General features: G+C 65.4%; 20 protein-coding genes. 6 read left to right on the top strand and 14 right to left on the bottom strand.

Annotated elements, in window-relative coordinates; genetic code table 11:
- Positions 1-11: 11 nt before the first annotated feature.
- Positions 12-422: an Hsp20/alpha crystallin family protein gene (locus QWJ37_RS09080; protein WP_227901957.1), complete on the bottom strand. Its 411-nt coding sequence runs from the start codon at positions 420-422 to the stop codon at positions 12-14.
- A 318-nt stretch (positions 423-740) separates the two neighbouring features.
- Between QWJ37_RS09080 and QWJ37_RS09085 the strand changes: the two genes are divergently transcribed.
- From QWJ37_RS09085 to glsA, 3 genes are read left to right on the top strand one after another with little or no spacing between them, the layout of a single operon-like run.
- Complete coding sequence (locus QWJ37_RS09085; protein ID WP_227901958.1) at positions 741-2,120, top strand: glutamate decarboxylase; 1,380 nt, start codon at positions 741-743, stop codon at positions 2,118-2,120.
- An 18-nt stretch (positions 2,121-2,138) separates the two neighbouring features.
- On the top strand, positions 2,139-3,905 hold the full coding sequence (gadC, locus tag QWJ37_RS09090; protein WP_290245090.1) for a putative glutamine/gamma-aminobutyrate antiporter GadC: 1,767 nt from the start codon (positions 2,139-2,141) through the stop codon (positions 3,903-3,905).
- Positions 3,902-4,852, top strand: a complete 951-nt coding sequence (gene glsA / locus QWJ37_RS09095; protein ID WP_227901960.1) for a glutaminase A — start codon at positions 3,902-3,904, stop codon at positions 4,850-4,852. Before gadC ends, glsA begins: the two co-directional genes overlap by 4 nt.
- A 7-nt stretch (positions 4,853-4,859) precedes the next feature.
- On the opposite strand, the gene QWJ37_RS09100 is transcribed toward glsA, so the two are convergent.
- Genes QWJ37_RS09100 through QWJ37_RS09110 form a run of 3 tightly spaced genes read right to left on the bottom strand, consistent with a single transcriptional unit; the run spans position 4,860 to position 8,406 of the window.
- Positions 4,860-5,633 (bottom strand): IclR family transcriptional regulator C-terminal domain-containing protein, encoded by a 774-nt coding sequence (locus QWJ37_RS09100; RefSeq protein WP_227901961.1) that lies wholly within the window; start codon positions 5,631-5,633, stop codon positions 4,860-4,862.
- On the bottom strand, positions 5,630-7,534 hold the full coding sequence (locus tag QWJ37_RS09105) for a sugar phosphate isomerase/epimerase and 4-hydroxyphenylpyruvate domain-containing protein (protein ID WP_290245091.1): 1,905 nt from the start codon (positions 7,532-7,534) through the stop codon (positions 5,630-5,632). Before QWJ37_RS09105 ends, QWJ37_RS09100 begins: the two co-directional genes overlap by 4 nt.
- Complete coding sequence (locus tag QWJ37_RS09110) at positions 7,534-8,406, bottom strand: shikimate dehydrogenase (RefSeq protein WP_290245092.1); 873 nt, start codon at positions 8,404-8,406, stop codon at positions 7,534-7,536. The genes QWJ37_RS09105 and QWJ37_RS09110 overlap by 1 nt, the downstream gene beginning before the upstream one ends.
- A gap of 377 nt (positions 8,407-8,783) precedes the next feature.
- On the opposite strand from QWJ37_RS09110, the gene QWJ37_RS09115 reads away from it, so the two are divergent.
- Positions 8,784-10,136, top strand: a complete 1,353-nt coding sequence (locus tag QWJ37_RS09115; protein ID WP_227901964.1) for an MFS transporter — start codon at positions 8,784-8,786, stop codon at positions 10,134-10,136.
- Between the two features lie 69 nt (positions 10,137-10,205).
- Here the strand turns inward: QWJ37_RS09115 and QWJ37_RS09120 are convergent, their stop codons facing one another.
- Complete coding sequence (locus QWJ37_RS09120; RefSeq protein ID WP_227927849.1) at positions 10,206-11,864, bottom strand: AarF/ABC1/UbiB kinase family protein; 1,659 nt, start codon at positions 11,862-11,864, stop codon at positions 10,206-10,208.
- 166 nt (positions 11,865-12,030) lie between these two features.
- Between QWJ37_RS09120 and QWJ37_RS09125 the strand changes: the two genes are divergently transcribed.
- A complete protein-coding gene (locus QWJ37_RS09125) occupies positions 12,031-14,370 on the top strand; it encodes a glycoside hydrolase family 3 C-terminal domain-containing protein (protein ID WP_290245093.1) in 2,340 nt (779 codons plus the stop codon).
- On the opposite strand, the gene QWJ37_RS09130 is transcribed toward QWJ37_RS09125, so the two are convergent.
- Positions 14,346-15,509, bottom strand: coding sequence for a glycosyltransferase (locus tag QWJ37_RS09130; RefSeq protein WP_227901991.1), 1,164 nt, complete (start codon positions 15,507-15,509; stop codon positions 14,346-14,348). The genes QWJ37_RS09125 and QWJ37_RS09130 overlap by 25 nt on opposite strands.
- A gap of 106 nt (positions 15,510-15,615) precedes the next feature.
- Here QWJ37_RS09130 and QWJ37_RS09135 point away from each other — a divergent pair, with 106 nt between their 5' ends.
- Positions 15,616-16,515 (top strand): glycosyltransferase, encoded by a 900-nt coding sequence (locus QWJ37_RS09135; RefSeq protein WP_290245094.1) that lies wholly within the window; start codon positions 15,616-15,618, stop codon positions 16,513-16,515.
- Here QWJ37_RS09135 and QWJ37_RS09140 read toward each other — a convergent pair.
- The 8 genes from QWJ37_RS09140 to QWJ37_RS09175 form a co-directional block, all read right to left on the bottom strand.
- On the bottom strand, positions 16,499-17,569 hold the full coding sequence (locus QWJ37_RS09140) for a glycosyltransferase (RefSeq protein WP_227901993.1): 1,071 nt from the start codon (positions 17,567-17,569) through the stop codon (positions 16,499-16,501). The two genes, QWJ37_RS09135 and QWJ37_RS09140, sit on opposite strands and share 17 nt — an antisense overlap.
- A 35-nt stretch (positions 17,570-17,604) precedes the next feature.
- Positions 17,605-18,789, bottom strand: a complete 1,185-nt coding sequence (locus QWJ37_RS09145; protein ID WP_290245095.1) for a glycosyltransferase — start codon at positions 18,787-18,789, stop codon at positions 17,605-17,607.
- Positions 18,790-18,898: 109 nt separating this feature from the next.
- Complete coding sequence (locus QWJ37_RS09150; RefSeq protein ID WP_227901995.1) at positions 18,899-19,333, bottom strand: hotdog domain-containing protein; 435 nt, start codon at positions 19,331-19,333, stop codon at positions 18,899-18,901.
- A 121-nt stretch (positions 19,334-19,454) separates the two neighbouring features.
- The gene (locus tag QWJ37_RS09155) at positions 19,455-20,291 is read right to left on the bottom strand and encodes a hypothetical protein (protein WP_290245096.1); all 837 of its coding nucleotides are present in this window, start codon (positions 20,289-20,291) and stop codon (positions 19,455-19,457) included.
- A gap of 128 nt (positions 20,292-20,419) precedes the next feature.
- Entirely contained in the window at positions 20,420-21,820 is a 1,401-nt protein-coding gene (gene lpdA, locus QWJ37_RS09160; protein ID WP_290245097.1) for a dihydrolipoyl dehydrogenase, read from the bottom strand.
- A 158-nt stretch (positions 21,821-21,978) separates the two neighbouring features.
- The gene (locus QWJ37_RS09165; RefSeq protein ID WP_290245098.1) at positions 21,979-23,496 is read right to left on the bottom strand and encodes a carboxylesterase/lipase family protein; all 1,518 of its coding nucleotides are present in this window, start codon (positions 23,494-23,496) and stop codon (positions 21,979-21,981) included.
- A 149-nt stretch (positions 23,497-23,645) separates the two neighbouring features.
- Positions 23,646-23,867, bottom strand: a complete 222-nt coding sequence (locus QWJ37_RS09170; protein ID WP_290245099.1) for a hypothetical protein — start codon at positions 23,865-23,867, stop codon at positions 23,646-23,648.
- Positions 23,868-24,162: 295 nt separating this feature from the next.
- Positions 24,163-25,800, bottom strand: a complete 1,638-nt coding sequence (locus QWJ37_RS09175; protein ID WP_290245100.1) for an ABC-F family ATP-binding cassette domain-containing protein — start codon at positions 25,798-25,800, stop codon at positions 24,163-24,165.
- Between the last annotated feature and the right edge of the window lie 22 nt (positions 25,801-25,822).

Below are 25,822 nucleotides of genomic sequence, written 5' to 3' on the forward strand. Positions count from 1 at the left end.
CTGCCTTCGGTTCAGCCCCGCGAGATCGGAATCTTCGTTGACGAGGCTCCGGGCTCCGGCACCGGTATGCGGACCTCCAGAACGCCGTCGTTGTAGGTGGCACTCACCCCGTCCTGGTCGCTGCCTGTGGGCAGTGGAATCTCCCGCGAAAAGGAGCCGTAGCGGAACTCCGAGCGGTATCCGTGCCGGTCCTTGTGCTCCGTCTCCTGGCGCCGCTCGCCTTTTATCTGCAGGACACCGTCGCTTACGGTGACGTCCAGTCCGGTATCGGGGTCAATGTCGGGAAGTTCGGCGCGGACCACCATGGTGGAGCCGTCCCGGTATTCCTCCACGGGGAAGGCCGGTACATCCCAGTCACCTTCGAAGAATTTCCGTACCGGTTCCGGCAGTTCGAAACGTTCCCGGCGTGCAAGTGAGGCCATGCGATTCTCCTGTTGCTATGGTCCCGGCAGGGCGGACTCCGGTGCTGCGCGGAGCCCGGACGGCGGGGACGGTGGTGAATCTCGGTTCCAGCAAGGTTATGCCCGGCTACCGGCGGGCTCAATGCGGGGCAGGCGAAACCAGGCGGGCAGCACCTGCTTTGGCAGGGCTTTGGCGGCCGTGCCGGCAGTGCGGAGCGGGAGCCTAGTAATGGATTTTCGCCCCGCGTATAGTTTTTCGTGCGCGCTGCCCTGTGGGGATATGACCGCCGTTCACTGCGGCCTTGCCGGTAGGCATTCCGTCGACGAGAGGGTTCCAAAATGGCGCAGAAAAAACCTGATTCAGTGACCGTTAATCCCATATTCGCCCGTCCGGGCGAGGAAACGTCAGCCCCGAAGTTCAAACTGAATGACGGGCAGATGCTGCCCGAGACCGCGTACCAGATTGTGCATGACGAGACCATGCTCGACGGCAACGCCCGCCTGAACCTGGCGACCTTCGTGAGCACCTGGATGGACGACTACGCCAACCGGCTCTACAGCGAGACGTTCGACAAGAACATGATCGATAAGGACGAATACCCGCAGACAGCGCAGATTGAACAGAACTGCTGGCGCATCCTCGCGGATCTGTGGCACTCCCCCAATCCGGAGGGCACTATCGGCACGTCCACGGTGGGCTCCTCCGAGGCCTGCATGCTGGGCGGGCTGGCGTTAAAGCGGCTGTGGCAGCACAAGCGCCGCAGCGAGGGAAAGTCCGTGGATAAACCGAACCTGGTGATGAGCTCCGCGGTGCAGGTGTGCTGGGAAAAATTCTGCAACTACTTCGACATTGAAGCCCGGCTTGTTCCCATCAGCGAGGAGCACAAGTGCCTGGACGGTTTTGAACTCGAAAAGTACGTTGATGAGAACACCATCGGCGTCGTCGCCATTATGGGTGTGACCTATACCGGCATGTACGAACCCGTAAAGCAGATTGCCGCGAAGCTGGACGAGATCCAGTCCTCCACCGGCCTGGACATCGCCATCCACGTGGACGCCGCGTCCGGAGGGATGATTGCCCCGTTTATCCAGCAGGACCTTGAATGGGACTTCCGCTTGGAACGGGTCCACTCGATCAGCACGTCCGGACATAAGTACGGGCTGGTTTATCCCGGCCTCGGCTGGGTGGTCTGGCGTGAACGCCAGTGGCTGCCGGAAGACCTCATTTTCTACGTCAGCTACCTCGGCGGGGACATGCCCACCTTCGCGCTGAACTTCTCCCGGCCCGGGGCGCAGGTAGTGCTGCAGTTCTATCTGTTCCTCCGCCTGGGCAGGGACGGTTATGCCAAAGTGCAGCAGGCCTCCCAGGACGTGGCGCTTTACCTGTCCAGCAACATTGCGGAGATCGGTCCCTTCGAGCTGTGGAATGACGGCTCCGACATCCCGGTCTTCGCGTGGCGGCTGAAGGAGGGGCATACCGATAAGTGGAATCTCTACGATCTGGCGGAGCGGCTGCGCACCAAGGGGTGGCTGGTTCCCGCCTATCCCATGCCGGATGACCTGGCGAACCTGACAGTTGAACGGATTGTGGTCCGCAACGGTTTGAGCATGGACCTGGCGGACAATCTGCTCACGGACATCCGCCGGGAAACCGCGTACCTGGAACAACTGAGTGCGCCCATGCCCCGCGAGTCGGAGCACCCCGGGTTCCACCACTAATCCCAGGAGGTGAGTTGAATGAGCGATTCGAAGGCAAGCGCTTCAACTGCATCCACGAACGATCAGCAGGGGCTTTCGGCGAAGCAGAAAGCGCAAATCACCATCGGCGCCCTGGCCGTGATGAACATTGTGGCGGTGGTGAGCCTCCGCGGACTTCCCTCGGAGGCGGAATATGGTTTGAGTTCCGTTTTCTATTACGTATTTGCCGCGATTGTCTTCCTGATCCCGGTATCCATCGTCGCAGCGGAACTGGCCACGGGCTGGCCGGAAACGGGCGGCGTTTTCCGTTGGGTCGGTGAGGCCTTCGGGCCCCGCTGGGCCTTCCTGGCCATGTTTATGCTTTTCATCGAAGTCACTATCTGGTTTCCCACGGTACTGACCTTCGGTGCGGTGTCGCTGGCCTATACGGGAACAGAGCAGAACCTGGACGCGCAGCTGGCAGGCAACAAACTGTTCGTCCTGGCAGTGGTCCTGGTGGTCTACTGGCTGGCAACCTTCATTGCATTCCGCGGAGCCAAGGCCTTCTCGCGAGTGAGCCAGTGGGGCGGAATCATCGGCACCATCATTCCGGCCATCATCCTGATCGTGCTTGGTTTTTCCTATTTCTTTGCCGGAAACACCCCGCAGATCCAGATGGGCTGGGGTGAACTCCTGCCGGACTTCGGCAATTTCTCCAACGTGGTGCTCGCCGCGTCGATTTTCCTTTTTTATGCCGGCATGGAAATGAACGCCATCCACGTGAAGGAAGTGAAGAACCCGACGCGCGACTATCCGATTGCGGTGCTGATTGCCGCAGCCGGCACAGTGATCATCTTCGTCCTCGGCACCCTGGCCATTGCCTTTGTGGTGCCGCAGGCGGATATCAACCTGACCCAGTCCCTGCTGACCTCCTATAACGACATGTTCGAGTGGGCCGGTATCGGCTGGGCCGGACCGATTGTTGCGGCCATGCTCCTGCTGGGGGTCCTGGCCGGCGTGGTGACCTGGGTGGCCGGTCCCTCCAGCGGCATGCTGGCCGTTGCCAAGGCCGGCTACCTGCCGCGCTTCTGGCAACACACCAACAAGCACGGCATGGGCACGCACATCCTCTTCTTCCAGGCATTTGTGGTGACTGGCCTGGGATTCATCTATGTGGTCCTGCCGTCCGTGCAGGCGGCCTACCAGATCCTGAGCCAGCTGACCGTGATCCTGTACCTGATCATGTACATGCTGATGTTCGCGGCGGCCATCTACCTGCGCTACAGCCAGCCGAACCGCCCCCGGCCCTACCGGGTGCCCGGCGGAGACGTGGGCATGTGGATTGTCGCCGGAGTCGGCTTCCTGGGCGCGCTGATGGCCTTCTCCTTCAGCTTCATCCCGCCCGCCCAGATCGCCGTCGGTTCCCCCGCCGTCTATGTGGGCATTCTGGTAGCCGGTGCAGCCATTATGGTGATCCTGCCGTTCATCATTTACGCCTTCCGCAAGCCGCACTGGCGTGACCCCGCCAGCCCGTTCGTGCCGTTTACCTGGCAGATTGAGCACTCGAATCCGGGCACGGTGACGGAGTCCAGTGTTTCGACGCAGCAGCTGACCCGGGAGGCGGAGGCTTCGGGATCACCGCTGACCTATTCGCAGGACAGCGGACACGGAGAGCACACCAAGGCTGCGCATCCGCCCGCCCACGTGCAGCCGTCCGGGCATGAGGGCGAGCACGCGGCTACTACGGGCGCCGCTCCGGCGCCCGGTTCTACCCGGCCGCGCGGTAGTGGCGGCAGCACAGGCACAGGCGGGAGCACAGCAGTATGAAACTCGACGAGGCATCCATTGAGAATGCCGTGAAAACCGCCTACGCGGACCATAAGGATGACACCGGCGGCGAGAACGCCAGCTACATCCCGTACCTGGCATCGGTGGACCCGGCGTTGTTTGGTGTCTGCGTCATGACTGCCGACGGCCAGTTGTTCGAAATGGGTGACACCGGCTTCGAATTCGCGCTGGAATCCATTTCCAAGGTCTTTTCCATGGCCTGGGCCATGGAAAAGGTGGGGCTGGAAACCTTCCAGCAGAAAGTGGGCGCCGATCCAACGGGTGAACCGTTCAACTCGGTCATCTCCGTGGCCCTGCACGGCGACGCGCCTGTGTCGCCCCTGGTCAACGCCGGGGCCATGTCCACCGTCTCGCTGATCCCGGGCGACACAGCAGAGGACCGGTGGGAAGCCATCCTGCAGGTCCAGAGCGCCTTCGCCGGGCGGAAAATCAGGCTTAGCGATGAGGTGAACGAATCGGAGCAGTCCACCAACTTCCACAACCGGGCCATTGCCTGGCTGCTGTACTCGGGCGGCACCATGTATTCCGATCCGATGGAAGCCTGCGATGTGTATACCCGGCAGTGCTCGACCCTGGTTACGGCCCGGGACCTGGCCGCTATGGGTGCCACCATTGCAAACCGCGGGGTAAATCCGCTGACCGGCGACCGCGTGGTTCAGGCTGCGCATGTGCCGGCCATGTTGGCGGAGATGACCATGGAGGGGTTATACACCGCGTCCGGTGACTGGGCCTACCAGGTTGGACTGCCGGGCAAAAGCGGGGTGGGCGGCGGAATCTTGGCCGTGATGCCCGGCAAGCTGGCCATCGCCGGCTTCGCGCCTCCCCTGGACCCCGCCGGCAACAGCGTCAAGGCCCAGCATGCCGTGGCGCAGGTGGCCAGGTCATTGGGGCTGAGCATTTACAAGGCCAGCGAATACAGCGAGTAACTGCTGATTAGGCCGGGCCGCCGCGGCTGCCGAGATCCCTGGAGATCCGGTCCGCGGCGGCCCGCAGCAGCGGAAGAACCGTTGTCTCCACGCCGTCTGAACTGTGCAGCTGCAGGGACACGTTGGCGGCTGCAACCACTGTGCCGTCCGCACCCCGGACCGGCACGGCAACACCGCGCAGTCCGTCTTCCAGCTCATCCGTCACCTTTGACCAGCCGCGGATGCCGGCAAGCAGGACTTCCTCCCGCAACTCCGCCACTGAGGATACGGTGCTGCGCGTGTACTGCTGCAGCCGGACGTCCGCAAAATAGGTTTCCAGCTCTTCGGCCGGCAGCTGAGCCAGCAGGACCCGCCCCATGGAGGTGGCCCAGGCCGGGAAACGGGTCCCCACGTTCACTGCCACCCGCAGGAGCCGCAGCGACGTGATCCGGGAAACGTAGACGACGTCGGTTCCGTCCAGGATGCACAGCGACGTCGTCTCCCCCAGCTCGGCAGAGAGCTGCTTCAGGTGCTGTTCGGCCACCTGCGGCAGGGAGAGGTGTGCCAGGTACGCGGCGGCGACGTCCAGGGTCCGCGGTGCCAGTCGGAAGGCGGTGCCGTCAAAGCCCAGATAGCCCAGGTCCCGCAGGGTGAGCAGGAACCGGCGGGCGGCGGCGCGGCTGGTCCCCGCCGCGGCCGCGGCCGTACTGACCGTGTGTTCCGGAACGTCCGGCGTGAACGCGCCGAGGATTGCGAAGGCCTTCTCCACGGATTTAACGTAGTAGCCCTCGTCCACGGTCATCCCTCTCCGCGCCGGGAATCATTCCTCGATGCCAGGTACTGGGACGCCAGCCGAACCGGGGCGTTGGGGGCGCCGTAGCCGTCATAGCTGCCACGCCGTTCCACCACTTCGAAGAACACGTTGCCCACGGTTGCGGTGTAGAAGTGCAGGAACTCCCCATCCGCATCCCGGTCATATAGCAGGTTCAGTTCCTGCAGCTCGGACAGGAACGCCGGGTCGAGGCGGAACCTGGCGGCAAGATCCTCATAGTAGTTTGCCGGTACCGGCAGGAACCGCAGGCCGCGCTCGGCCGCCCGCCGGGCTGTGGCGATCAGGTCGGTGGAGGCAAAGGCGACGTGCTGGGGGTACTCCCCGCTTTCCGGGCCGGATTCCACAATGAGCGGGGCAATGTTCAGCGCCAGCCGCACCCCGCCGTCCACACTGCGCATGACCTGGCTGCGGACCAGGCCCATGGGGCTGGGAACCTCCTGTGAGGCAATGGGGGCCAGGGACAGCGTGGATTCGTAAAACAGTACCGCTTCGTCGAAGTGCTGCCACGGCTGGGACAGGTTGATGTGGTCGATGGCAGAGATCAGGGGCTCGGCCAAACCGTCGCCGTCCGGTGCGTCCGGCGCCCCTTCCGGCCCGCCGGTACCCGCCGGCCGGCTGAACTCTCCGGCCCACGCGGCGGTGCCGTCGGCCGTCGCTTCGCAGAGGAAGACTTCGGTGGAATCCGGGGCGAACACTGCCTGCAGGACCTGCTCGTCAGCCTGGCTGCGCCGGTTCACCGGACGTGCACGCAGCTGCAGCGCCCGCGATGCCGCCGCCTGCGGGTCCTTCACATCCAGCCCCAGTGCTGAGATCCCCGGTTCCATGCCGCGTGCCTGCTGGCCGTTGATGATGACGCGGGCACGGCCCTGCGTCCACAGCTGCACCGGCTTGGTCCGGTGCCGGCCGGCGAAGGTGAAACCCAGCTGATAGAGCAGGGTGCATACCGTTTCCGGGTTTTCCGCCTTGACCTCGGCAAAGTTGAACCCGCTGGGTTCCGCCACCCGCGGCAGCGTGGCCAGCGACATTGGGTACGAGGCACCGCCGTCGTGCTCAGCGAGGTATGCCGAGGTGCGTTCCTCCAGCCAGATCAGGGACCGCATGGCGTCCACTGCCGTCCGCTCCTCGGCGGTCTGGCGGAACACGTCGTTAAAGATTTCCAGTGACACGGGGCCGTCATAGCCGCTGCGGACCAGATGGGCCATAAACCCAACGAGGTCGAAGGCGCCCTCGCCGGGAAACACCCGGTAGTGCCGGCTCCAGGACAGGACATCCAGGGAGAGTTCCGGGGCATCGGCGAGCTGGACAAAGAAGATCTTCCCGGCCGGGATCTTCTCGATCGCGGCGGGGTCCCATCCGCGGGAGAGAATGTGGAAGCTGTCCAGGCAGGTACCTATGTTGGGATGGTCGGCCAGGTCCACTATGCGCTGGGCGTGCTCAAAGTCGTTGACGTAGCGTCCCCAGGCCAGGGCCTCGTAGGCCACTTTTATGCCATACCGGGCCGCGGTGTCCCCGAGCCGGCGCAGCTGCCGGGCTGCCACGGCGTCGTCGTTGATGGTGGCCGTACCCACGTTGCTGCACAGCAGCATGGTGTCGATGCCCAGCCGGTTCATCAGGGCAAACTTGGCCTGCGCCCGGCGCAGGTTCTCCTCCAGCTGCTCCTCCTCCACGCCTTCCAAGTCGCGGAAGGGCTGGTAGAGGTCAAGGGTAAGGCCAAGCGTGGCGGCGAGGTCCCGGATTTCCTCCGGGCTGGAGGGTGAGACCAGCAGGTCCGGTTCGAAGATTTCGATGCCGTCAAAACCCGCGTCGGAGCAGGCACGCATTTTCTCTTCGAGCGTTCCGCTAAGGCAGACGGTGGCTATGGAGGTGCGCATTAGCGTCCCTGGGCAATCAGCTCGTGGAAGTGGGCAAGCATCCGCGCGGCATCCGGCCGGATGCCGGTGATCAGCTCAAAGGCGTCCACCGCCTGGCCCACGGCCATCCGTCCGCCGTCCAGGACCCGGCAGCCCTTGGCGCGGGCGCCAATGATCAGTTCCGTGTCGACCGGGCGGTAGACGACGTCGGCCACCCACTGGGACGGGTCCAGCAGGTCCAGGTCCACGGCGAGTCCGGGGTGGGAATGCATGCCCACCGGCGTCGCATGGACCAGTCCGTCGGCACCGGGCAGCACGGCGGGCAGGTCCGCCGGCGTTCCGGAGTTCACTCGCCGGTCAGGGAAAAGCTGTGCAAGTGCCGCCGCGCGCTCGGCTGCGCGGTCCGGGTCCAGGTCCAGCAGCGTCAGTTCCGCGGTGCCGGCCTTCAGGAGGGCGTACGCGACAGCGGCTCCTGCCCCGCCCACACCCAGCTGGACCACGGACCCCAGCGCTGCGTCCGGCAGGCCGGCGGCCAGTGCACCGCTAAAGCCGGAGAAGTCGGTGTTGTGGCCAATGAGCTTTCCATCCCGGATCAGGACAGTATTTACCGCCCCGAGGCGTGCGGCGTCCTCAGACACCTCGTCCAGTTCGGCCAGGACCAGCTGCTTGCAGGGGTGGGTGACGTTGAAGGCGTTGAAGCCCAGGTCCCTGCCCCAGCGCAGCAGGTCACCCACATCCGAGCCGGGGCGCCCCAGCCGCGTGAGGTCCACCGGACGGTAGACATAGCGCAGGCCCTGCCGGTCGGCTTCACGCTCGTGCATGGGAGGAGTAAGGGAGGCAGTAATGCCTTCTCCGATCAATCCGACGACGAACGATTCCTCCGTGCCACTCATGGGACTGTCCTTCCGGTCTACTTGGTGCTGCCGTGTGCTCATTCCGAACCGGAACAGCCCGGACGGCAGGTCACAGTTGCCGGGGTATCCGGCTGTGAGTTACATTACTGCAAGTGTACGGAGTATGCACATGTGTACGCATAGCGCACAATGGCTGCTGCCACGCATACCCGGACACCATCAACACTGCATCAGGTACGGCGCACCCCACCGCATTTGGTGCGGAAGCAGTACACCCTGCAGCACATCAGGTACCGCACACCCCGCACCACGGGGAAACACCCCGGAACCTGGTAACCGCACGGTATGCCGGCCAAGGCATCCCGTCGCCATCCGCCGTCCCCCCACCGCCACGCCCCCACGTCAGGAGAGATGCAATGGACGCATCCGCCCCCGCCGGAAAAGCGCCGGGCAAGTCCCCGCGCAAGGCCGCCACTGCCAGTTTTATGGGCAGTGCCGTTGAGTATTACGACTTCTTCATTTTCGGCTCCGCCGCCGCGTTGATTTTCCCGCGCGTCTTCTTCCCCGATGCGGATGCCCAGGCCAGCATCATGTCCCTGGCGACCTTCGGTTTCGCGTACATTGCCCGCCCCGTGGGTGCAGTGATCCTGGGACACTTCGGTGACAAGGTTGGCCGCCAGCGCGTGCTGATGTTCACCCTGCTTCTGATGGGCGGCTCCACGTTCCTCATCGGCTGCCTCCCGGACTTCAATACCATCGGCTGGTGGGCTCCCGCACTGCTGGTTTTCTGCCGGCTGATGCAGGGCCTTTCCGCTGCCGGCGAGCAGGCCGGGGCCAGTTCCATGACCCTGGAACACGCACCGGACAACCGCCGGTCCTTCTTCACGTCCTGGACGCTGACCGGAACGCAGGGCGGCCAGATCCTCGCAGCCCTGGTCTTCATTCCCGTCGTCGCGCTGCCGGACGAGATCAAGTACGGCATTGGCTGGCGTATCCCGTTCTGGCTGAGCGCCGTGGTAGTGGTAGTCACCTACTTCATCCGCCGTTCCCTGCACGAAACCCCCACCTTCACCGAAGCCAAGGAACGCAATGAAATCGTCAAGCTTCCGGTGGGTGTGCTGCTGAAGGACCACTGGCGCGATGTGCTGCGCGTAGTGTGCTGCGCCTTCATCGCCGCTGTCTCCACCGTGTACGGAACACTTGCGATCAAGTACGGCACGGAAGTCGGCAGCGTCAACGCGGACATCACGCTTTGGCTCGTAGTGGCGGGCAACTTCGTGGCACTGTTCACCCAGCCGTTGTTCGGACGTCTGGCAGACCGCATCGGCCGGCGGCCGGTCTTCGTCTACGGTGCAGTGTCCAGTGCGGTGATCATGCCCTTCTACCTGCTGTCCATGGAATCCGGAAACACCCTGCTGCAGTTTGCCCTGTCCATTGCCGTATTCTCCTGCGGCTACGCGGCTGCCAACGCTGTCTGGCCGTCCTTCTACGCCGAGATGTTCAGCGCCAAGGTTCGCTTCTCCGGCCTGGCCATCGGCACTCAGCTCGGCTTCCTGATGGCCGGTTTCGCGCCCTCCATCGTTGCCGCCATCGGTGGCCTGGAGCCCGGCGGCTGGCTGGTCACCAGCTACTTCACCGCAGCGATCTGCGCCATCGCCGCCGTATCGGCACTGACGGCAAAGGAAACCGTCCACGTTCCCACGGCCGAACTGGGTCTGCGCCCCAAGGCTGTTCCGTCCGGCGCTGCGCCGGCGAACCCGTACAGCTGAACCGCATAGCGCGGTAAACCGCCCGGGCGGCTCCTTTGCGGGGCCGCCCGGTTCCGGTTAAGCATCCGTTTACATACCGCGCAGCCGGGCGCGCCGCGATGTCCAGGCAATGTACCCGCCCAGCGCCCCGGTGGATGCCAGGCCGGCACTCATCAGGGGCGCCTGCCACGACTTCCAGCGCGAAGCGTCCCCGAGGGTCAGCTCCCCCACGCCACGGATGAAGGCAGAGGCGAAAATAGCTGCCACCAAACGGTTCCCCACCCGCTCCAACCGGATAACCAGCGGGAGCAGTTCTTCCGCCCTGAGGTGGACCTCCATGCCTTCGAAGTCCAGCGTTTCGATGAGCCGGCGCACCTGGTCCGGCAGTTCGGTGCCCAGTTCCAGGGCCTCTGCCCCTGCCCGCCCCAGCCGGCGGGCGTAATTGACCGGGTTCAGCTGCCTGGCGGTCATCCGGCGTGCATAGGGTGCCAGGGTCGGGCCCATCCTGAAGTCCGGGTCCAGCACCTCCCCCATGCCTTCGGTCATAATCAGCATCCGCAACAGCAGGGCCATCTCCCGCGGGAGCTGGATGTGATGGGTGCGGAGGATCCCCAGGCCGGTGGTGATCAGGCTGCCCACAGGCGCATCGGCCAGGCTCCTGCCCGAGTACATACGGATCAGCGGGCCAAGGTCCATGCGCAGCTTCACCCGGTCCACCCGCACACCTGAAGCGTTCAGCCGGACAATGGCGTTGGTCATCCGCTCCGGGTCCTTGCGCACAATGCCGACAAAAAGTGCGGAGAGCTGCCCCCGCAGCTTCTCATCCACTTCTCCGACCATGCCGAAGTCAATCAGCCCCACCCGGCCACCGGGCTCCACGAACAGGTTCCCGGGATGCGGGTCGGCATGGAAAAACCCGTCGTCAAAGACCATCTGCATTTCCACCCCGGCCGCCGCGACAGCCAGTGCCGGACGGTCGATTCCTGCCGCATCCAGCGCCTTGGTATCCGTGACCTTCATTCCCGTGATGCGGTCCATTGTCAGGACCCGTGAGGTGGTGTGGTCCCAATAGACCCGGGGAATCTGCACGGCCGTACTGTCTTCGAAGTTGAGCCGGAACCGGTCTGCGTTGCGTCCTTCCTGCAGGTAATCCAGCTCAGAACGCAGGGTCCGGGCAAACTCGTCCATCAGGCCGGTGAGATCGTAGTCCCTGGCGGCCTCCCAGTGCTTGCTGGCCGTGCTGGCGAGGTTCTGCAGGATCTCCAGGTCCTGGTCCACCTCCGTGGTGATGCCGGGCCGGCGCACTTTGACGACGACGGCGGTGCCGTCCTTCAGGGCCGCCGAATACACCTGCCCGATGGAGGCACTGGCCATCACCGCGGTGTCGAAGAAACCGAAAACCGATTCCGGTTCGGCGCCCAGTTCCTGGCGCAGCTCTTCCCGAATCGCCGGCCAGGGCACAGGATCGGCCCTGTCCTGCAGTTTGGCCAGTTCCCGCTGGTAATCCGGTGGCAGCAGGTCCGGCCGGGTGGAGAGCAGCTGGCCCATTTTGATGTAGGTGGGTCCCAGTTCCTCGAGTGCAATCCGCAGGTATTCGGGCCTGCTCGGCCGGCGTACGGCATCTTCAGCGTGCTCCTGGCGCCGGAACGGCAGCCGCCCCTCCAGCCCGAGGGCCGAGACGAGAAAGCCCAGGCCGTTACGGGAGAGGATTTCGGCTATCTGCCGGTAACGGTCCAGGTGGGTAATCATGGTCTGCTCCCGTCATGCGGCACGGTTCACCGCCGCAGGTGCTTAGCGAAAACACTAACCGCAGCCCACGGCCGCCGACAGGCCCTGCAGCGATGCGGCAGCCGGCCGGGCGGCATCGGATGGTTTGCTCTTCCGGCAGGCACCGGCGGCCCCTAGACTCCGGCACATGCCAATGCCTGCATCCGACAACCCGTCCGCTTCCATGCCCCGGGATGCCGGGTCCCTGACGCTGCCCCATAAGCTCTCCCTGCTGTCCGGCGCATCCTTCTGGCGCACGGCGGCCATTGCCCCTGCGGGTATCCGGCCGCTTGTCCTCTCCGACGGGCCCCACGGCATCCGCCGGCCACACAATGAGGATGAGCCGGGACTCGGGAACTCCATCGAGGCCACCTGCTTTCCCGCCGAGTGCCTCACCGCCTGCTCCTGGGATCCGGAGCTGCTGGCGCAGCTGGGCGCCGCGACGGCGCGGGAGGCGGCCGCGGCCGGCGTCGACGTCGTGCTGGGCCCCGGATTGAACATCAAGCGCACGCCCCTGTGCGGACGCAACTTCGAATACTTTTCCGAGGATCCGCTGCTTGCCGGCGAACTGGGTGCTGCGTGGGTACGCGCCGTCCAGGCACAGGGGGTGGCCGCCTGCCCCAAACACTTCGCCGCAAACAACCAGGAGGCGGACCGGATGCGCATTGATGCCTCGGTGGATGACCGGACGCTGCGCGAGATCTATCTGAAGGCCTTTGAAACCGTGGTCCGCTCCGCCCGGCCGTGGTCATTGATGGCCGCCTACAACAAAATCAACGGAATCCACGCAGCGGAGAACCCCTGGCTGCTGGATACGGTACTGCGCGGCGACTGGGGGTTCGACGGCGTTGTTGTCTCCGACTGGGGCGCTGTCACGGACCGCGCGGCTGCACTGGACGCGGGCCTGGACCTGGAAATGCCGGCAAGCAACGGCCTGGGCCTGGCCGAACTCGAGGCAGGGCTGGATGCCGGCACCATCAACCGGGAAATGGTGGACGCCTCCGTTGCCAGGCTGCTGCAGCTGGCCGCGCGGACCGCATCACCGGCCCGGGTACCGGTGGACCCGGAAGCACACCACCGGCTGGCACGTGACGCGGCAGCACGCTCCATGGTGCTGCTGAAGAACCAGGGCGGCATCCTGCCCCTGTCCCCGAAGCTCCGGCTGGCGGTCGTGGGTGAACTGGCCCGCACACCGCGCTTCCAGGGAGCGGGCTCCTCCCGGGTGAACCCTACGCGGATCAGCGTGCCGCTGGATGTCCTGGCAGAAGGGTTCACCGCCGTTTCCTTTGCCGCGGGGTACCGGCTGGACGGGGAGTCCGAGGAGGCGCTGGTAAGCGAGGCGGAAACCGCTGCTGCCGCCGCAGACGCAGTCCTGTTTTTCCTGGGCCTGCCGGAGGAGAGGGAATCCGAGGGTTTTGACCGTCCGGACCTCACGCTGCCGGCAGACCAGCTGCAGTCACTCGCTGCCGTCCTGGCAGCGAACCCCTGGACGGTGGTGGTGCTCTTCAACGGCGGCGCAGTTGAAACGTCGTGGGCATCGGATGTGCCTGCGGTCCTCGAAGCGTGGCTTCCGGGACAGGCCTGTGGGGAGGCGCTCGCCGATGTGCTGACCGGCGCCGTGAACCCGTCCGGAAAACTCGCCGAAACCTTCCCGCACCGGATCGAGGACACACCGGCCTTCGGTAATTATCCGGGTGAATCCGGGACGGTCCGGTACGGCGAAGGCATCTTTGTGGGCTACCGCTGGTACGACGCCCGGCGGATGGAACCGGCCTTCCCCTTTGGCCACGGGCTCTCCTACACCAGCTTCGGCTACAGCGGACTGGCTCTGAAGACCGCAGAGTCAGACGAGGGTCAAATGGTCTCGGTACGGCTGACCGTGCGGAACACCGGCAGCTGCGCCGGAGCTGAAGTCATCCAGCTCTATGTGGGCGCCCCGGGCGGCACGGCCCCCGCTGCGCCCCGCGAACTCCGGGCCTTCCGCAAGGTCTATTTGGAACCGGATGCCACCGCCGATGTGGCCTTTGACCTGCCGCTGGCGGCGCTGGCCCGGTTCGATCCGGCAGCGCACCGGTGGACCGCCGATCCCGGCGGCTACCGGATCGATGTCGGGTCCTCCTCGCGGGACATCCGGCTCAGCGGCAGCCTGGAGCTGCCCGGCACCGGCGCCGAACCGGCAGGACAGCTCAGCCTCGATTCGACCATCGCAGAATGGCTGGCGAATCCGCGGGGGCAGCGTGTACTTGGCGCACTGGCAGCAGAAGCGGCCGGCGGCGCGGGGGAAACCGGAGCGGCGGAAACCGGAGCCGGGGAAGCCGGAGCCGGGGAAGCCGGCGGGCTCGCCGGAGCGCTGTCGCTGATGGGCAGCCTTCCCCTTCGCCGGTTGGCACGCTTTCCCGGCAGTCCGCTGACACCCTCGATCCTGGCCGGGCTGGAACAGGCCGTCCGCGGCCCGGAAACCGGTCAGGGCGCCAGCACGGACGCGTAGATCTCCTCATGGGCCGCCGCCACGGCCCGCCGTTCGGCTGTCCGCTCCGCGCGTGAAAGCCCCGGCCAGGGACGCTCGGCATAGAGACCCTTGAGTGCGGTGGCCAGTGACTGCTCGTCCAAACCGTCCTCGGTGTGCACAAACTCCGCCACGGTTGAGCGTTGCTGGGCATAAAAACCGCAGGACGGGGCCAGCACGCTGGTGCCCAGATCCGTACAGGCCTCCAGCCAGCCGGAGTGGGTTCCGAACCGGTAGGGCAGTACTGACACATCCAGGGAGCCGAGGTAATCCCAGAGCGCCGTCTCATCGAAATAGTCCCGCACCTGCAGTTCCAAACGCCCAGCCGTTTCAGCTTCGGTGAGCCATTTGTGCAGCTCCGGACGGTATTTGTCCCCGCCCGGCGTGAGGATGTCCGGGTGCCCGTTAACCTGCAGCACGGCCCCCGGCAGCTGTTCCACCGCTGCCGTCAACGCCGGCAGGATGACGCCGTCAAGCATGTTGGGCCGCAGGCTCTTCAGGTGCACCCCCACGCGGAACCGGTCCTGCGGCGGCCGGGAAAGCCGCAGACGCTGCCGCCGTTCGAGTTCACCCAGCTCCACCACGTGCGGATGGGGCAGGACCACCGGCCGCCGCCCCCAGCGGGCCTCGACGGCTGCAGCTGCCCCGGGCGTCAGCGTAATCAGCCGGTCCGCCGCCGGAATAAGCACATCCAGCTGGGCATCATGGGCTTCCGGGGTGAGGTGGTGCGGATTGCGCAGGTCATGCACGGTGTAGACCAACGGCTTGCCCCGGGCCTTCAACTCGGCCGTCACAGCCCGCAGGTCCCGGGGGGAAATGGCATCAAACCCGAAGTGGATGTGCATCAGGTCAAAGGTGGAGGCGTTCTCCCGGATCCAGTGCGGGTCCAGCATGACGGGCGGCCACCAGGTGGATTCCGTTGACTGGCCGGGATTGCGCGGATCCGGGTCCGGCAGGCGCAGCACACCGCCTGGCCGCGAATCACCGGGGACACGCCCCGTGTGGCGGATATAGACCTGGCTGTGCGGCACGCTTGCCACCCTGACGGTTGACTCCCCCACCGGATCCGACACCGCCGCGCCCACTGCCCCGGAATCCGCCATCGCGCCTGACTCTGCCACGTCACTGCACCTTTCCCGGGCCGAATCCGGCCCTGTCAGCAAATTGCCTTCAGTATACTTACTGTTTTGGGCGCCGGCAGGGAGCGCCTGCGGCGGAGGGGAACCCATGGAGCAGACCGGCGGCGACGAACCGTTTTCAGTGCTGATCATCAGCTCCGGGAGGGACCGGCACCTGGCCCGGACTGTCCAGGGCATCCAGCGCTCCACCCGCCTGCCGGCTGACATAGTGGTCTGCTACATGAACCAGCCCGACGCTGTTCCGCCCCAGGGCACACTGCCCCTCAGTGTGGTCCATGTGGACACACCGTCCGGTGCGCCGCTGCCGCTTGGTGCCGCCCGCAACGCCGCCGCCGCTGCTGCGCAGACCCGAACGCTGGTTTTCCTGGACGTGGACTGCATCCCCGCCCCGGAGATGTTCGAGCAGCTGCTGGCTGATCTGCAGCAGGCAGGAGGGCTGGTGATGGCGACGCCGCGCTACCTGTACCCGGACGCGGACCTGGCGGCCTGGGAGACGGGAGGCAGCATGGACGTGCTGATGCAGGGGTCCATTCCCCATCACGCCCGGGCAGCGCTTTCCCCGGATCGCGGAGAACCCGCGGCCCCGTCCACCGAGTACGCCCTTTTCTGGTCCCTGGGCTTCGCCGTCCGGCGGTCAACCTTTGACCTAATCGGCGGTTTCGACGAGACCTTTGCCGGCTATGGGGGTGAGGACACCGATTTCGCGTTCACTGCCCGCGGGATGGGGATCCCCCTGGCATTCTCCGGGGCCACGATGTTCCACCAGCACCATGGTGTGCACCGGCCGCCCCTGCAGCATCTGGAATCCATTGTGGTCAATGCCCGGGCGTTCCGGAGAAAGTGGGGAACCTGGCCCATGACGGGATGGCTGGAGGCCTTTGCCCGGGCCGGCTACGTGGCGTGGGACCCGGACGGCGGGGAACTTCGGCTGCTTGCCACGCCCGGCCCGGCGGAGCTGGCTGCGGTGCGGGTCAGCGCTCCCTACTGAATGCAGGGACCGGCGGCCGCTCCCCTGCCCCGGATTCGGCGGTGGCACGCTCCACTGCCGTCAGGAAGCGGCTCCGGAATTCTGCCTCCGAAACCAGCAGTGTCCGCGCCAGCAGTTCCGGATCGGAGGCGCTGAGCGCCGCCAGTGTGCGCTGCCAGTCCGTAGGTGCCGAGAAGTCCGGGGCAGCAGTGGCGCCGGCGCCGGCCAGCGCCTGCGCAAACCGTTCCTGCTCTCGGAAGGGCCGCTGTTCGGGAATGAGCAGGGCCGGCCGGCGGGCTGCGGCGGCCGCGGCCACCGCGTTGTGCCCTGCCGAGGTCACCAGGACCTCTGCGGCTGCCAGCAGCGGTGCCGGCTCCGCTACAACGCCAAGCAGTTCAACATTGGAGGGCACGTCCCGGACAGCACCCGAAGTACGGCCCATGATCCGCCACGTCCAGTCCGGGGTTGCGCGGGCGGCCTCAAGTACGGCCGGCAGCCGGACCCCGGTCCCGCCGAGGGATGTCTGGACAGCAACCGTGCGCGGCTGAACAGCCTGCCGCCCCGCTGACCGCGGCGCGAGCATGCCGAGATAGGTGCTTTTTGTGCCGTAGGCCGCCAGATGTTCAGGGGTTTCGAGGGTTTGGGGGAAATACGCAATCAGTCCGTTGACGGAATCATAGGCGAGCCGGTGCGGGGCATCCGTCCGGTCCCCGTGCATACGCCGGTGGATGACCGGATATCCGGCCAGCCGGGCGAACACGGCGGTTTCCACCGAGACATCCACCACCACAACGTCCGGCATGAACTCCTCCCAGTACGCGTGCAGCCGTGCGAAGCGTTCCCGGACCGCAGGAACGGTGGGCGCATAGTGCAGGGACGTACCGGGTCCCGGCGGGAACGGGCCCTGCCGCGCGACGTCGGGCGGCAGCGGGGCAAACCGTGCCCCGCCCGGCAGGTCCGGGACGCCGGCGGCAGGCATGGTGCCGGTTACCAGCAGGTCCACGGCGTCAAGCCGGGCAATGTTCGCTGCGTGACGCAGGTGCCCTGTGCCGTGATGGTGCGCGTAGTACGCCACACGGGGTTTTCTCCGGGAGGTCATGACAGATCGGCTCAGCTCAGGGGCAGGGCAGCTTCGGCGCTGCCGGACTGGGGGCGGGAAAACCCGGCCGGCTGTGCAAGTGACGGCAGGCCCTCGGGCTGGAGCAGGGAACGGAGGTGCACCTCATAGGAGTCCACCATGGCACCTGCACTGAAGCGGGCGGCGGACCGGCGGACCCGGCTGCGGTCCAGGCCCCGCGCAGCCGTCATGGCATCGGCCAGTTCGTCGGCACCGAGCCCGGCGGCCACCCGGCCGGCGTCGGCGTCGATAATCTCCGGCATGGCGCCCAGCGGCAGTGCCGCTACGGGGGTGCCGCAGGCCATGGCTTCCAGGGCTGTAAGGCCAAAGGGCTCGGACCACACGGGTGAGGCGATAAAGACTTCACCCGAGCCCAGGAAGGCCGCCAGTTCGCGGTGATCGAGGTGCCCCGCATGTCTGACGCCCGGACCCAGCCGGGGAGCTATAACGCGGTCAAAGTACTTACCGTCACTGACAGGGCCCGCAAAGTGCAGGTCCATGCCGGCTTTCCGGGCGGCGTCGATCGCAATGTGCAGGCCCTTCTCCGGAGTCACCCGCCCCGCCCAGACCGCGGTACCGGGGCGGCGGGAGGTACCCGCGGGCCAGTCTGAGAGACGGATGCCGTTGTGGATGACGTGGAGGTCCGGCAGATGAGGTGCCCAGCCCGTGGCGTTCCGGGCGGAGACACTGACAAACCGGTGCAGCGGGGAGATGGCCGTGCGTCCCTGTTCAACCGCGTCCACGATCCACGGCAGGGGCGGGGTGTGCAGGATGGTCAGGGTGGGGTGGTCCGCCAACTTCAGATAGGGCTGCAGGCTCAGCGAATTGTTCACGACGACGTCGAAGGAGCCGTCCCGGACCGCGTCCAGTGCCAGGCCCAATGCCCTGTCCAGCGTCCCCTGCTGCGCCTGCATGGCGTCATCGGGCATCCCGCGGCGGAACTCAAAAGCGGCTGGAAGGACATCCACCACCCGGGCTGCGGACACGGATCCCACTTTGGCAAAAAGCGTCACGTCATGACCGCGTGCGGCGAGTTCGTCTGCCATCAGGGAGGTGTGCATTTCGAGCCCGCCCAGGAACGGACTGGCAATCGGGTGATGCAGATGGGACAGCACCGCAATCCGGAGCGGACCCCCGCCCGCCGTGTGCCCCTGCGGGAGGGGGAACTCGAGACTCATATTAGTAAGTATGCCTTGTATTATCCCGCTCCCCGCCTAAGCCGGGCTCCCGGAGCTTCGGTCCACGTGCTTGGGGTTTGGGCGGTGCAGGTATCCGCCGGGGCGCTAACTAGGCTGTAAAGGGAATGGGCGGAAAGTGGTGCGTGGGCAGGCGGTCACGGTCGTAACTGATGGTGGTGTAGCCGTGGGGTGCGGGCTTGCCGTGCTCATCCAGGTTCACGAACACGATCTTGTCGATGGTCAGGATGCTGTCGCGGGTGATCATGTTCCGCACTTCGGCCTGCATTGTCAGCGAGGTCCGGCCGAACTTGGTTGCGGTAAGCCCCATTTCGATCAGGTCGCCCTGCACGGCGGAACTGACGAAGTTGATCTCGGACATGAACTTGGTGACAACCCGGCCGTTCCCCATCTGCAGGATCGCGTAGACGGTAGCTTCCTCGTCAATCCAACGCAGCAGGCTGCCGCCGAACAGGGTGCCGTTTGCGTTCAGGTCTTCGGGCCGGACCCACTTGCGGGTATGGAAGTTAATGTTTTGGAGGGGCATATATTCAGCTTATCCACAGCCCGGCCACCGTCCTGACCGATCCGCGGATGCCTTGCTCACACACCCCTGTTAGCTCTCTGACCTCTCTGTGACAGCCATCCCCGCACGGCTGTGAAAGCGGTCATTGCCAATCCGGCCTTTCGTTGAGTACGTCCCCCTGATGTGTAAGGTCGCCGTCTGCGGGCACGGGCAGTGCTTCCACAGACCCGGAGTGAATCAGCTGCCCGATGAGGGCGGCTGAGCCGCCCACGATGGTTGAGTCCATATCTATTTCCGAGGCCAGGAACCACGCACGGTCTTCGGGCCAGAGCAGGTTTGGGCTCTGCAGCACGTCCCATCCGCTGGCCTCGTGCCAGCCGGGCTCGGTGAAGACTGCAAGGTCGGCGTTAAACAGCAGGTACTTCCGTCCCGGCAGTTCCAGCCTGGCCGCACCGGCCACTGTGTCCTGATGGAAGGGCGGGGGCAGGGGTTCTTCGTACGTATGGCCTTCACTGTCCACGGTGACGTTCACGGCCGCGCCGCTCACCCACCCCCACCCCTCCCAGAGGCCGGCGATACAGGCTGAGGGCGAATCCGTATGGCTGGACAGAATGCGCACCACCTCAGCCAGGCATCCGGCCGCCAACGCGCCTACGAGGGGATCTTCGTACTGCCAGCCCGGTTCATTCCAGACCGGGTTGCGGTAGCCCGCCAGGATGGAGTTCCACTGCATCAGCGGGTGCGCCAGCGTTCCGCGGGTCTCGGCAAGGTCCCGCCACTGCATGGTCCGGGACTGTACCGGCACCGGATAGTCCCGGTCCCATTCCATTAGCCGCGCGTGGACGGGATGGAAGATCCGTGCGTAGGCCTCGAATCCGGCCGGTACGGTTCCGGTCACTGTGCCCGGGCGGGCGAGGCTCCCGGGAATCCAAAGACCGGACTCGGAATCGGCAAGGGGACCCTCCAGCGGCGTCGTCATGCGGCCAGTATGCCTTAGTCGCTGCCGGATGCGGCGTATCGGGGCAGTGTTGGACCGCCGGCCCGCAGGAATCGCCACCGTGGCCGTGGTGCGGCCCTGCCGATCGGTTCTGCCCGCCGCGTGCAGCGCTAGAAATTAATCATGTGGCCCGTCAATCCGTGGAAGGCCTCCTGCAGCGCCTCACTCAGCGTCGGGTGGGTGTGGACATTACGGGCCAGTTCAGCGGCCGTAAGGTCCCACTTCTGGGCCAGCGTCAGTTCCGGCAGCAGCTCGGAGACGTCCGGGCCGATCAGGTGCCCGCCCAGCAGTTCCCCATACCTCGCATCCGCCACCAGCTTCACAAAACCCACCGGCTCGCCCAGCCCGTGCGCCTTGCCGTTGGCCGTAAACGGGAAGGTGCTCACCAGCACATCGTGGCCCTCGTCCCGGGCCTGCTGCTCGGTAAGCCCGAAACTGGCCACCTGCGGCTGGCAGAACGTGGCGCGCGGCATCATCCGGTAGTCACCCAGCGGCATCGTTTCGGCCTTGCCGATGGTTTCGGCGGCAACCACCCCCATGGCCTCCGCTACGTGGGCGAGCTGGAGCTTGGCGGTGACATCACCGATGGCATAGATATGGGGCACATTGGTACGCATGAAGTCATCGATGCCAATGGCGCCACGGTCCGTCAGCTGCACCCCGGTCTTCTCCAGGCCGTAGCCCTCGGTACGCGGCGCAAAGCCGATGGACATCATGACCCGGTCCGCTTCGATGCTGCCGGCCTTCCCATCCTTGTCCGTGTAGGCCACCGTTACGGAGGAGCCGTTATCCTTCACGGTCTCCACCTTGGTGGAAGTCAGGATGGGAATGCCCAGTTTCTTGTACTGCTTTGTGATCTCCTTGGACACGTCAACATCCTCGTTGGGCAGCGCCCGGTCCAGGAACTCAATGATGGTGACGTCCACACCGTAGCTGCGCAGCACATAGCCGAATTCCATGCCGATGGCCCCTGCGCCCACAATGACCATCTTTTTGGGCAGGTCCCGGTCCATGATCTGGGCCTCATAAGTGACCACGTTGTCGCTCAGTTCCACACCGGGAAGAAGCCGGACATAGGTGCCTGTGGCGATGATGGCGTTATCGAAGGTGACGGTTTCACTGCCGCCCTTTGACAGGCTGACCTCAAGGGTGTGGTCATCGGAGAAGACCCCGTGGCCGTCGTATTCGGTGATCTTGTTTTTCTTCATCAGGAAGTGCACGCCCTTGACCCGGCCGTCGGCCACCTGGCGGCTCCGGTCGAAGGCCGCCCCGTAATCGAACGTGACATCACCGTTCATGCCGAAGGTCTTGGACTGATTGGTAAAAATCTGCGCCAGCTCGGCGTTGCGGAGCAGGGCTTTGGAGGGGATGCAACCGACGTTAAGGCACACCCCGCCCCAGTATTTTTCCTCCACAATGGCAGTCTTCAGTCCCAGCTGGGCAGCACGGATGGCGGCCACATACCCGCCCGGTCCGGCTCCGAGAACAACGACGTCGTAATGTTCGCTCATGCGCTCTGACTCTCCTTAGCTGCGGTGCTGAAAACTGGTGCTGAACACTGTGGTGCTGGAAATCATAAGCCAGCTTACGACGCCCGCGCCGGTGCCGCGAGAGGCGCCCGCACCGGCCGCCGAATCCCGGGGGGCTGCCGCTCCGGCAGGGCAGCGCGTCAGATGTAGCCGCGGTAGCCCGCCCAGGCCCTGCGCCGTTCCGGGAACGGATCGGATTCAATCCGGTCGGCCTTATCAAACACGCGTGTGTGCCGGTGGAACTCGTCATATCCGGGCCAATCAGCGCCGGGGTGGGAGTGCCTGGCCAGGCTCAGCAGTGAACCCTGGAACCTCCGGGAGAGTGCTTTCAGCTCATCCCCTCCGCCCAGGAGCGTGAGGGCTTTGGCCAGCCCCCTATCGGTATCGCCGAACATTACGGGTACGTCAAAGGAATGGGTGGCGCCGAAGCCCAGGAGATTCATCATCGGCGTGGCGTAGTCGTAGCGGTATGCCCAGGTTGGGGCCACCCGCGAGTGCCCTTCGGCCACCATCTGGCTGGGATACCAGAAGACCAGGTCGCCGCTGATGTCCACGGACCGTTGGCGGGAGGGATAGCCCGGGTACGCTGCCACCACGCGGTCCCGGGCGAGCGGATCGGTCCCCGCGAACATCTTCTCGATCCGTTCAGGCGTCGACGGAAGGATGTTGGAGACCTTCGCGAAGAGTGCCCCTTCGCGGGCCATGGTGCCCAGCACCAGCGGCACCTGGTGTGATTCTCCCTCATGGAACATGTCGATTGGATGCCGCGGCAGAAAGTCACCGTCGATCACCGGCGAAACGCTCAGCGAGCCTGGCTGTTTGGCCGGACCTATTTTCGTGGTCATCTTCCGGGTTGCCTCGACAAGCTTGGATGCGCTGATGGTGGTCAGCCCCTCCGCTGCATCGGACGGGCTGATGCCAAGTATTTCCAGCAGGTCCGCGGCCCAGGCTGCATGCGTGTGGGGGTAATATGCTCCCGATGGTGCCGGGCTTTGGGCATAGGCCTGGTGGAAGAGCCCCCGGGCGCTGGGGATGCACATCAGGGACGTCACCGCCAGGCCGCCGGCCGATTCGCCGAAGAGGGTGACGTTCCCGGGATCCCCGCCGAAGGCCTCGATGTTCTGCTGAATCCACTCCAGTGCCGCTACCTGGTCCCGCAGTCCCACATTGGCGTCGAACCGGTGTTCCGGGGTCGAGTAGGCACGGAAGTCCATAAAACCGAGTGCCCCGATGCGGTAGTTGAGGCAAACGTAGACAACGTCCCCGTCCCTGACGAGCTTTGCGCCGCGATAGGTAGGTTCGGCCGAGGACCCGGAACTGAACGCACCGCCGTAAAGGTAGACGAGAACCGGGCGCAGGGTATCCGAGGGGTCCAGCGGGGCGGACACATTCACGCTCAGGCAGTCTTCGTCCATCGCCACCCGGCGGTGCGTGCCGGTAAGGCTGGGTGCCTTGGACTGCGGCGGCACCGCACCGAAAAAGCGTGCATCACGGATCCCGGTCCAGCTCTCCGGCGGCCGGGGTGCGCGCAACCGCAGCTCCCCCACGGGCGCTGCCGCATAGGGAATACCACGCCAGGTACGTACACCCTGGTCAACAACGCCCTGAACCCGACCGTTACGGGTTTCAACCACCAGTGATTCAACGCCAATATCCACGACGAACTCTTTTCGGCCGGGGAAAGCTGAGCCTGCTCCCTGCGACTATCAACGATAGCCGGGCGCCCAAGAGCTAACCAGAGACGGAGCCGCTCACGGCTGCACGCCGTGCGGGATTGTGCCGCGGCCGCACTCTTTCGGACGGCGGACTACGCGGCGGAAACGAGCCGTCCTGCCGCGCTGCGGCGTCCCGAGACCCTCGAACCGGCGTTTTTGACCAGATAGCGGTGGACGCCGAATTCCTTGGCGCAAAGCAGGGCAACGGCAAAGACGTTCAATGCAATCTTGGTGCCCGTGGACCAGTCAGTGGCCACGCACAGCATCCAGACAACAATCAGGACGGGCAGATCAGCCCGCTTCAGCGCCTTCACAGCCAAAGGCCGTACTGCCAGCCGCCCACTCCGGGGGCGTCACCGGGCAGACACCGCTGAGGCGTCCCGGCTGCACTGCCGCTTCCCCAGCCGCAGTGCAGGTTGGCTGCCGGGCAGCCGCGTTTTCCACTCCATGGATCCATTGGACACTTCTTCCGTGAAATCGTCCGATAACTTAGCGAGACCAATCCGTGAGCTAAGCGCCGCATCCGCGGGGATGCAGCCTGCATAATTTCTATCACATTCGGTCAAGCAATATGTCCTCCCCTGCTGCCGCGGCACGGGAGGACGCCGCTCACCGGATGCGGACGGTCCCGCCCTCAACTTCCCACCGCACATCCAGGCGCACATTTTCCAGCAACCGCCGGTCATGGGATACCAGCAGCAACGCACCCTCGTAACTCTCCAACGCTTCTTCCAGCTGCTCGATCGCGGGCAGGTCCAGATGGTTAGTGGGCTCATCGAGAACCAGCAGGTTCACCCCCCGTGCCTGCAGCAGTGCCAGGGACGCACGCGTCCGCTCACCGGGAGACAGGTCCCCGACCCTGCTGCCGACCTGGTCCGCCTTGAGCCCGAACTTGGCCAGCAGGGTCCTCACTTCCGCCGCGGAAAGTTCAGGGACGGCGGCCTCAAATGCGTCGCCCAGCCTGGCACCGGCCGGCAGCTGCCCGCGCCCCTGATCAATTTCGCCCACGGCCACGGAGGCTCCCAGGGACGCTGTGCCGGCGTCCGGGGTTTCCCGCCCCAGCAGGAGCGCGAGGAGGGTGGACTTTCCCGCACCGTTGGGGCCGGTGATGCCGATCCGCTCCCCCGCATTAACCTGCAGGGAAACCGGTCCCAGGGTAAAACTGCCGCGGTTTAGCACCGCTGCGTTCAGGGTGGCGACCACGGAACTGGACCGAGGTGCCGCCCCGATGCGCAGCTGCAGCTGCCATTCCTTGCGCGGTTCCTCCACCTCGTCCAGCCGGGCAATCCGCGATTCCATCTGGCGGACCTTGCGTGCCTGCTTTTCGGAGGACTCGGTGCTGGCTTTGCGGCGGATCTTGTCATTATCCGGATTCTTCTTCATCGCGTTGCGCACGCCCTGGGAACTCCACTCCCGCGTGGTCCGGGCCCGGGAAACAAGATCGGCCTTCTTGTCTGCGAACTCGTCATAGGCCTCGCGGGCGTGCCGGCGTGCGACGGCGCGTTCTTCCAGGAACGCCTCGTATCCGCCGTCGTACACACCCACACTGTTCTGTGCCAGGTCCAGTTCCACCACGGTGGTCACGCAGCGGGCCAGGAACTCCCGGTCGTGGGAGACCAGCACCACCCCGCCGCGCAGGCCGCGGACAAACTGCTCCAGCCGGGCCAGCCCGTCCAGGTCCAGGTCATTGGTGGGCTCATCAAGCAGGACTATGTCGAACCTGCTCAGCAGCAGCGCAGCAAGGGCCGTCCTGGCAGCCTGCCCGCCGGACAGGCCGGTCATCGGTGCGTCCATTTCCACCTCCAGCCCGAGGTCCGCGAGCACCGACGGGGCACGGTCCTCAAGATCCGCAGCTCCGGAGGCCAGCCAGCGATCCAGGGCAGCGGCATACACATCGTCCACACCGGGGGTATCCGTTCCCAGCGCCTCGGCAGCCTTTTCCATGGCCACGGTGGCCGCAGCCGCACCGGTCCGGCGGGCCAGGTAAGCACCCACTGTTTCACCCTGTACCCGCTCGTGCTCCTGCGGCAGCCAGCCCACAAAGGCGTCAGCAGGATTGGTGCTGACCGTTCCGGCCAGTGGTTCGGCAGCGCCGGCCAGCAGGCTCAGCAGCGTGGATTTGCCGGCACCGTTGGCACCCACCACGCCGACCACGTCGCCGGGGGCGACGGTCAGCGACAGGTGCTCGAACAGGGTGCGGTGGGCGTGGCCGCCGGAAAGATCCCGGGCGACAAGTGTTGCAGTCATACCACCAGTCTATTTTGCGTGC

It is taken from the genome of Arthrobacter sp. YD2 (assembly GCF_030410475.1).
Lineage (GTDB): Bacteria > Actinomycetota > Actinomycetes > Actinomycetales > Micrococcaceae > Arthrobacter_B > Arthrobacter_B zhangbolii.

Excerpts from the sequence above, each read along its gene's own strand:
- QWJ37_RS09175 (WP_290245100.1), bottom strand. The coding sequence starts at position 25,800 with ATGACTGCAACACTTGTCGCCCGGGATCTTTCCGGCGGCCACGCCCAC.
- QWJ37_RS09100 (WP_227901961.1), bottom strand. The coding sequence starts at position 5,633 with ATGACCGTGGACGAGGGCTACTACGTTAAATCCGTGGAGAAGGCCTTC.
- QWJ37_RS09145 (WP_290245095.1), bottom strand. The coding sequence starts at position 18,789 with ATGAGTCTCGAGTTCCCCCTCCCGCAGGGGCACACGGCGGGCGGGGGT.
- QWJ37_RS09120 (WP_227927849.1), bottom strand. The coding sequence starts at position 11,864 with ATGATTACCCACCTGGACCGTTACCGGCAGATAGCCGAAATCCTCTCC.
- QWJ37_RS09110 (WP_290245092.1), bottom strand. The coding sequence starts at position 8,406 with ATGAGTGGCACGGAGGAATCGTTCGTCGTCGGATTGATCGGAGAAGGC.
- glsA (WP_227901960.1), top strand. The coding sequence starts at position 3,902 with ATGAAACTCGACGAGGCATCCATTGAGAATGCCGTGAAAACCGCCTAC.
- QWJ37_RS09085 (WP_227901958.1), top strand. The coding sequence starts at position 741 with ATGGCGCAGAAAAAACCTGATTCAGTGACCGTTAATCCCATATTCGCC.
- QWJ37_RS09135 (WP_290245094.1), top strand. The coding sequence starts at position 15,616 with ATGGAGCAGACCGGCGGCGACGAACCGTTTTCAGTGCTGATCATCAGC.
- QWJ37_RS09105 (WP_290245091.1), bottom strand. The coding sequence starts at position 7,534 with ATGCGCACCTCCATAGCCACCGTCTGCCTTAGCGGAACGCTCGAAGAG.
- gadC (WP_290245090.1), top strand. The coding sequence starts at position 2,139 with ATGAGCGATTCGAAGGCAAGCGCTTCAACTGCATCCACGAACGATCAG.
- QWJ37_RS09125 (WP_290245093.1), top strand. The coding sequence starts at position 12,031 with ATGCCAATGCCTGCATCCGACAACCCGTCCGCTTCCATGCCCCGGGAT.
- QWJ37_RS09115 (WP_227901964.1), top strand. The coding sequence starts at position 8,784 with ATGGACGCATCCGCCCCCGCCGGAAAAGCGCCGGGCAAGTCCCCGCGC.
- QWJ37_RS09155 (WP_290245096.1), bottom strand. The coding sequence starts at position 20,291 with ATGACGACGCCGCTGGAGGGTCCCCTTGCCGATTCCGAGTCCGGTCTT.
- QWJ37_RS09080 (WP_227901957.1), bottom strand. The coding sequence starts at position 422 with ATGGCCTCACTTGCACGCCGGGAACGTTTCGAACTGCCGGAACCGGTA.
- lpdA (WP_290245097.1), bottom strand. The coding sequence starts at position 21,820 with ATGAGCGAACATTACGACGTCGTTGTTCTCGGAGCCGGACCGGGCGGG.
- QWJ37_RS09150 (WP_227901995.1), bottom strand. The coding sequence starts at position 19,333 with ATGCCCCTCCAAAACATTAACTTCCATACCCGCAAGTGGGTCCGGCCC.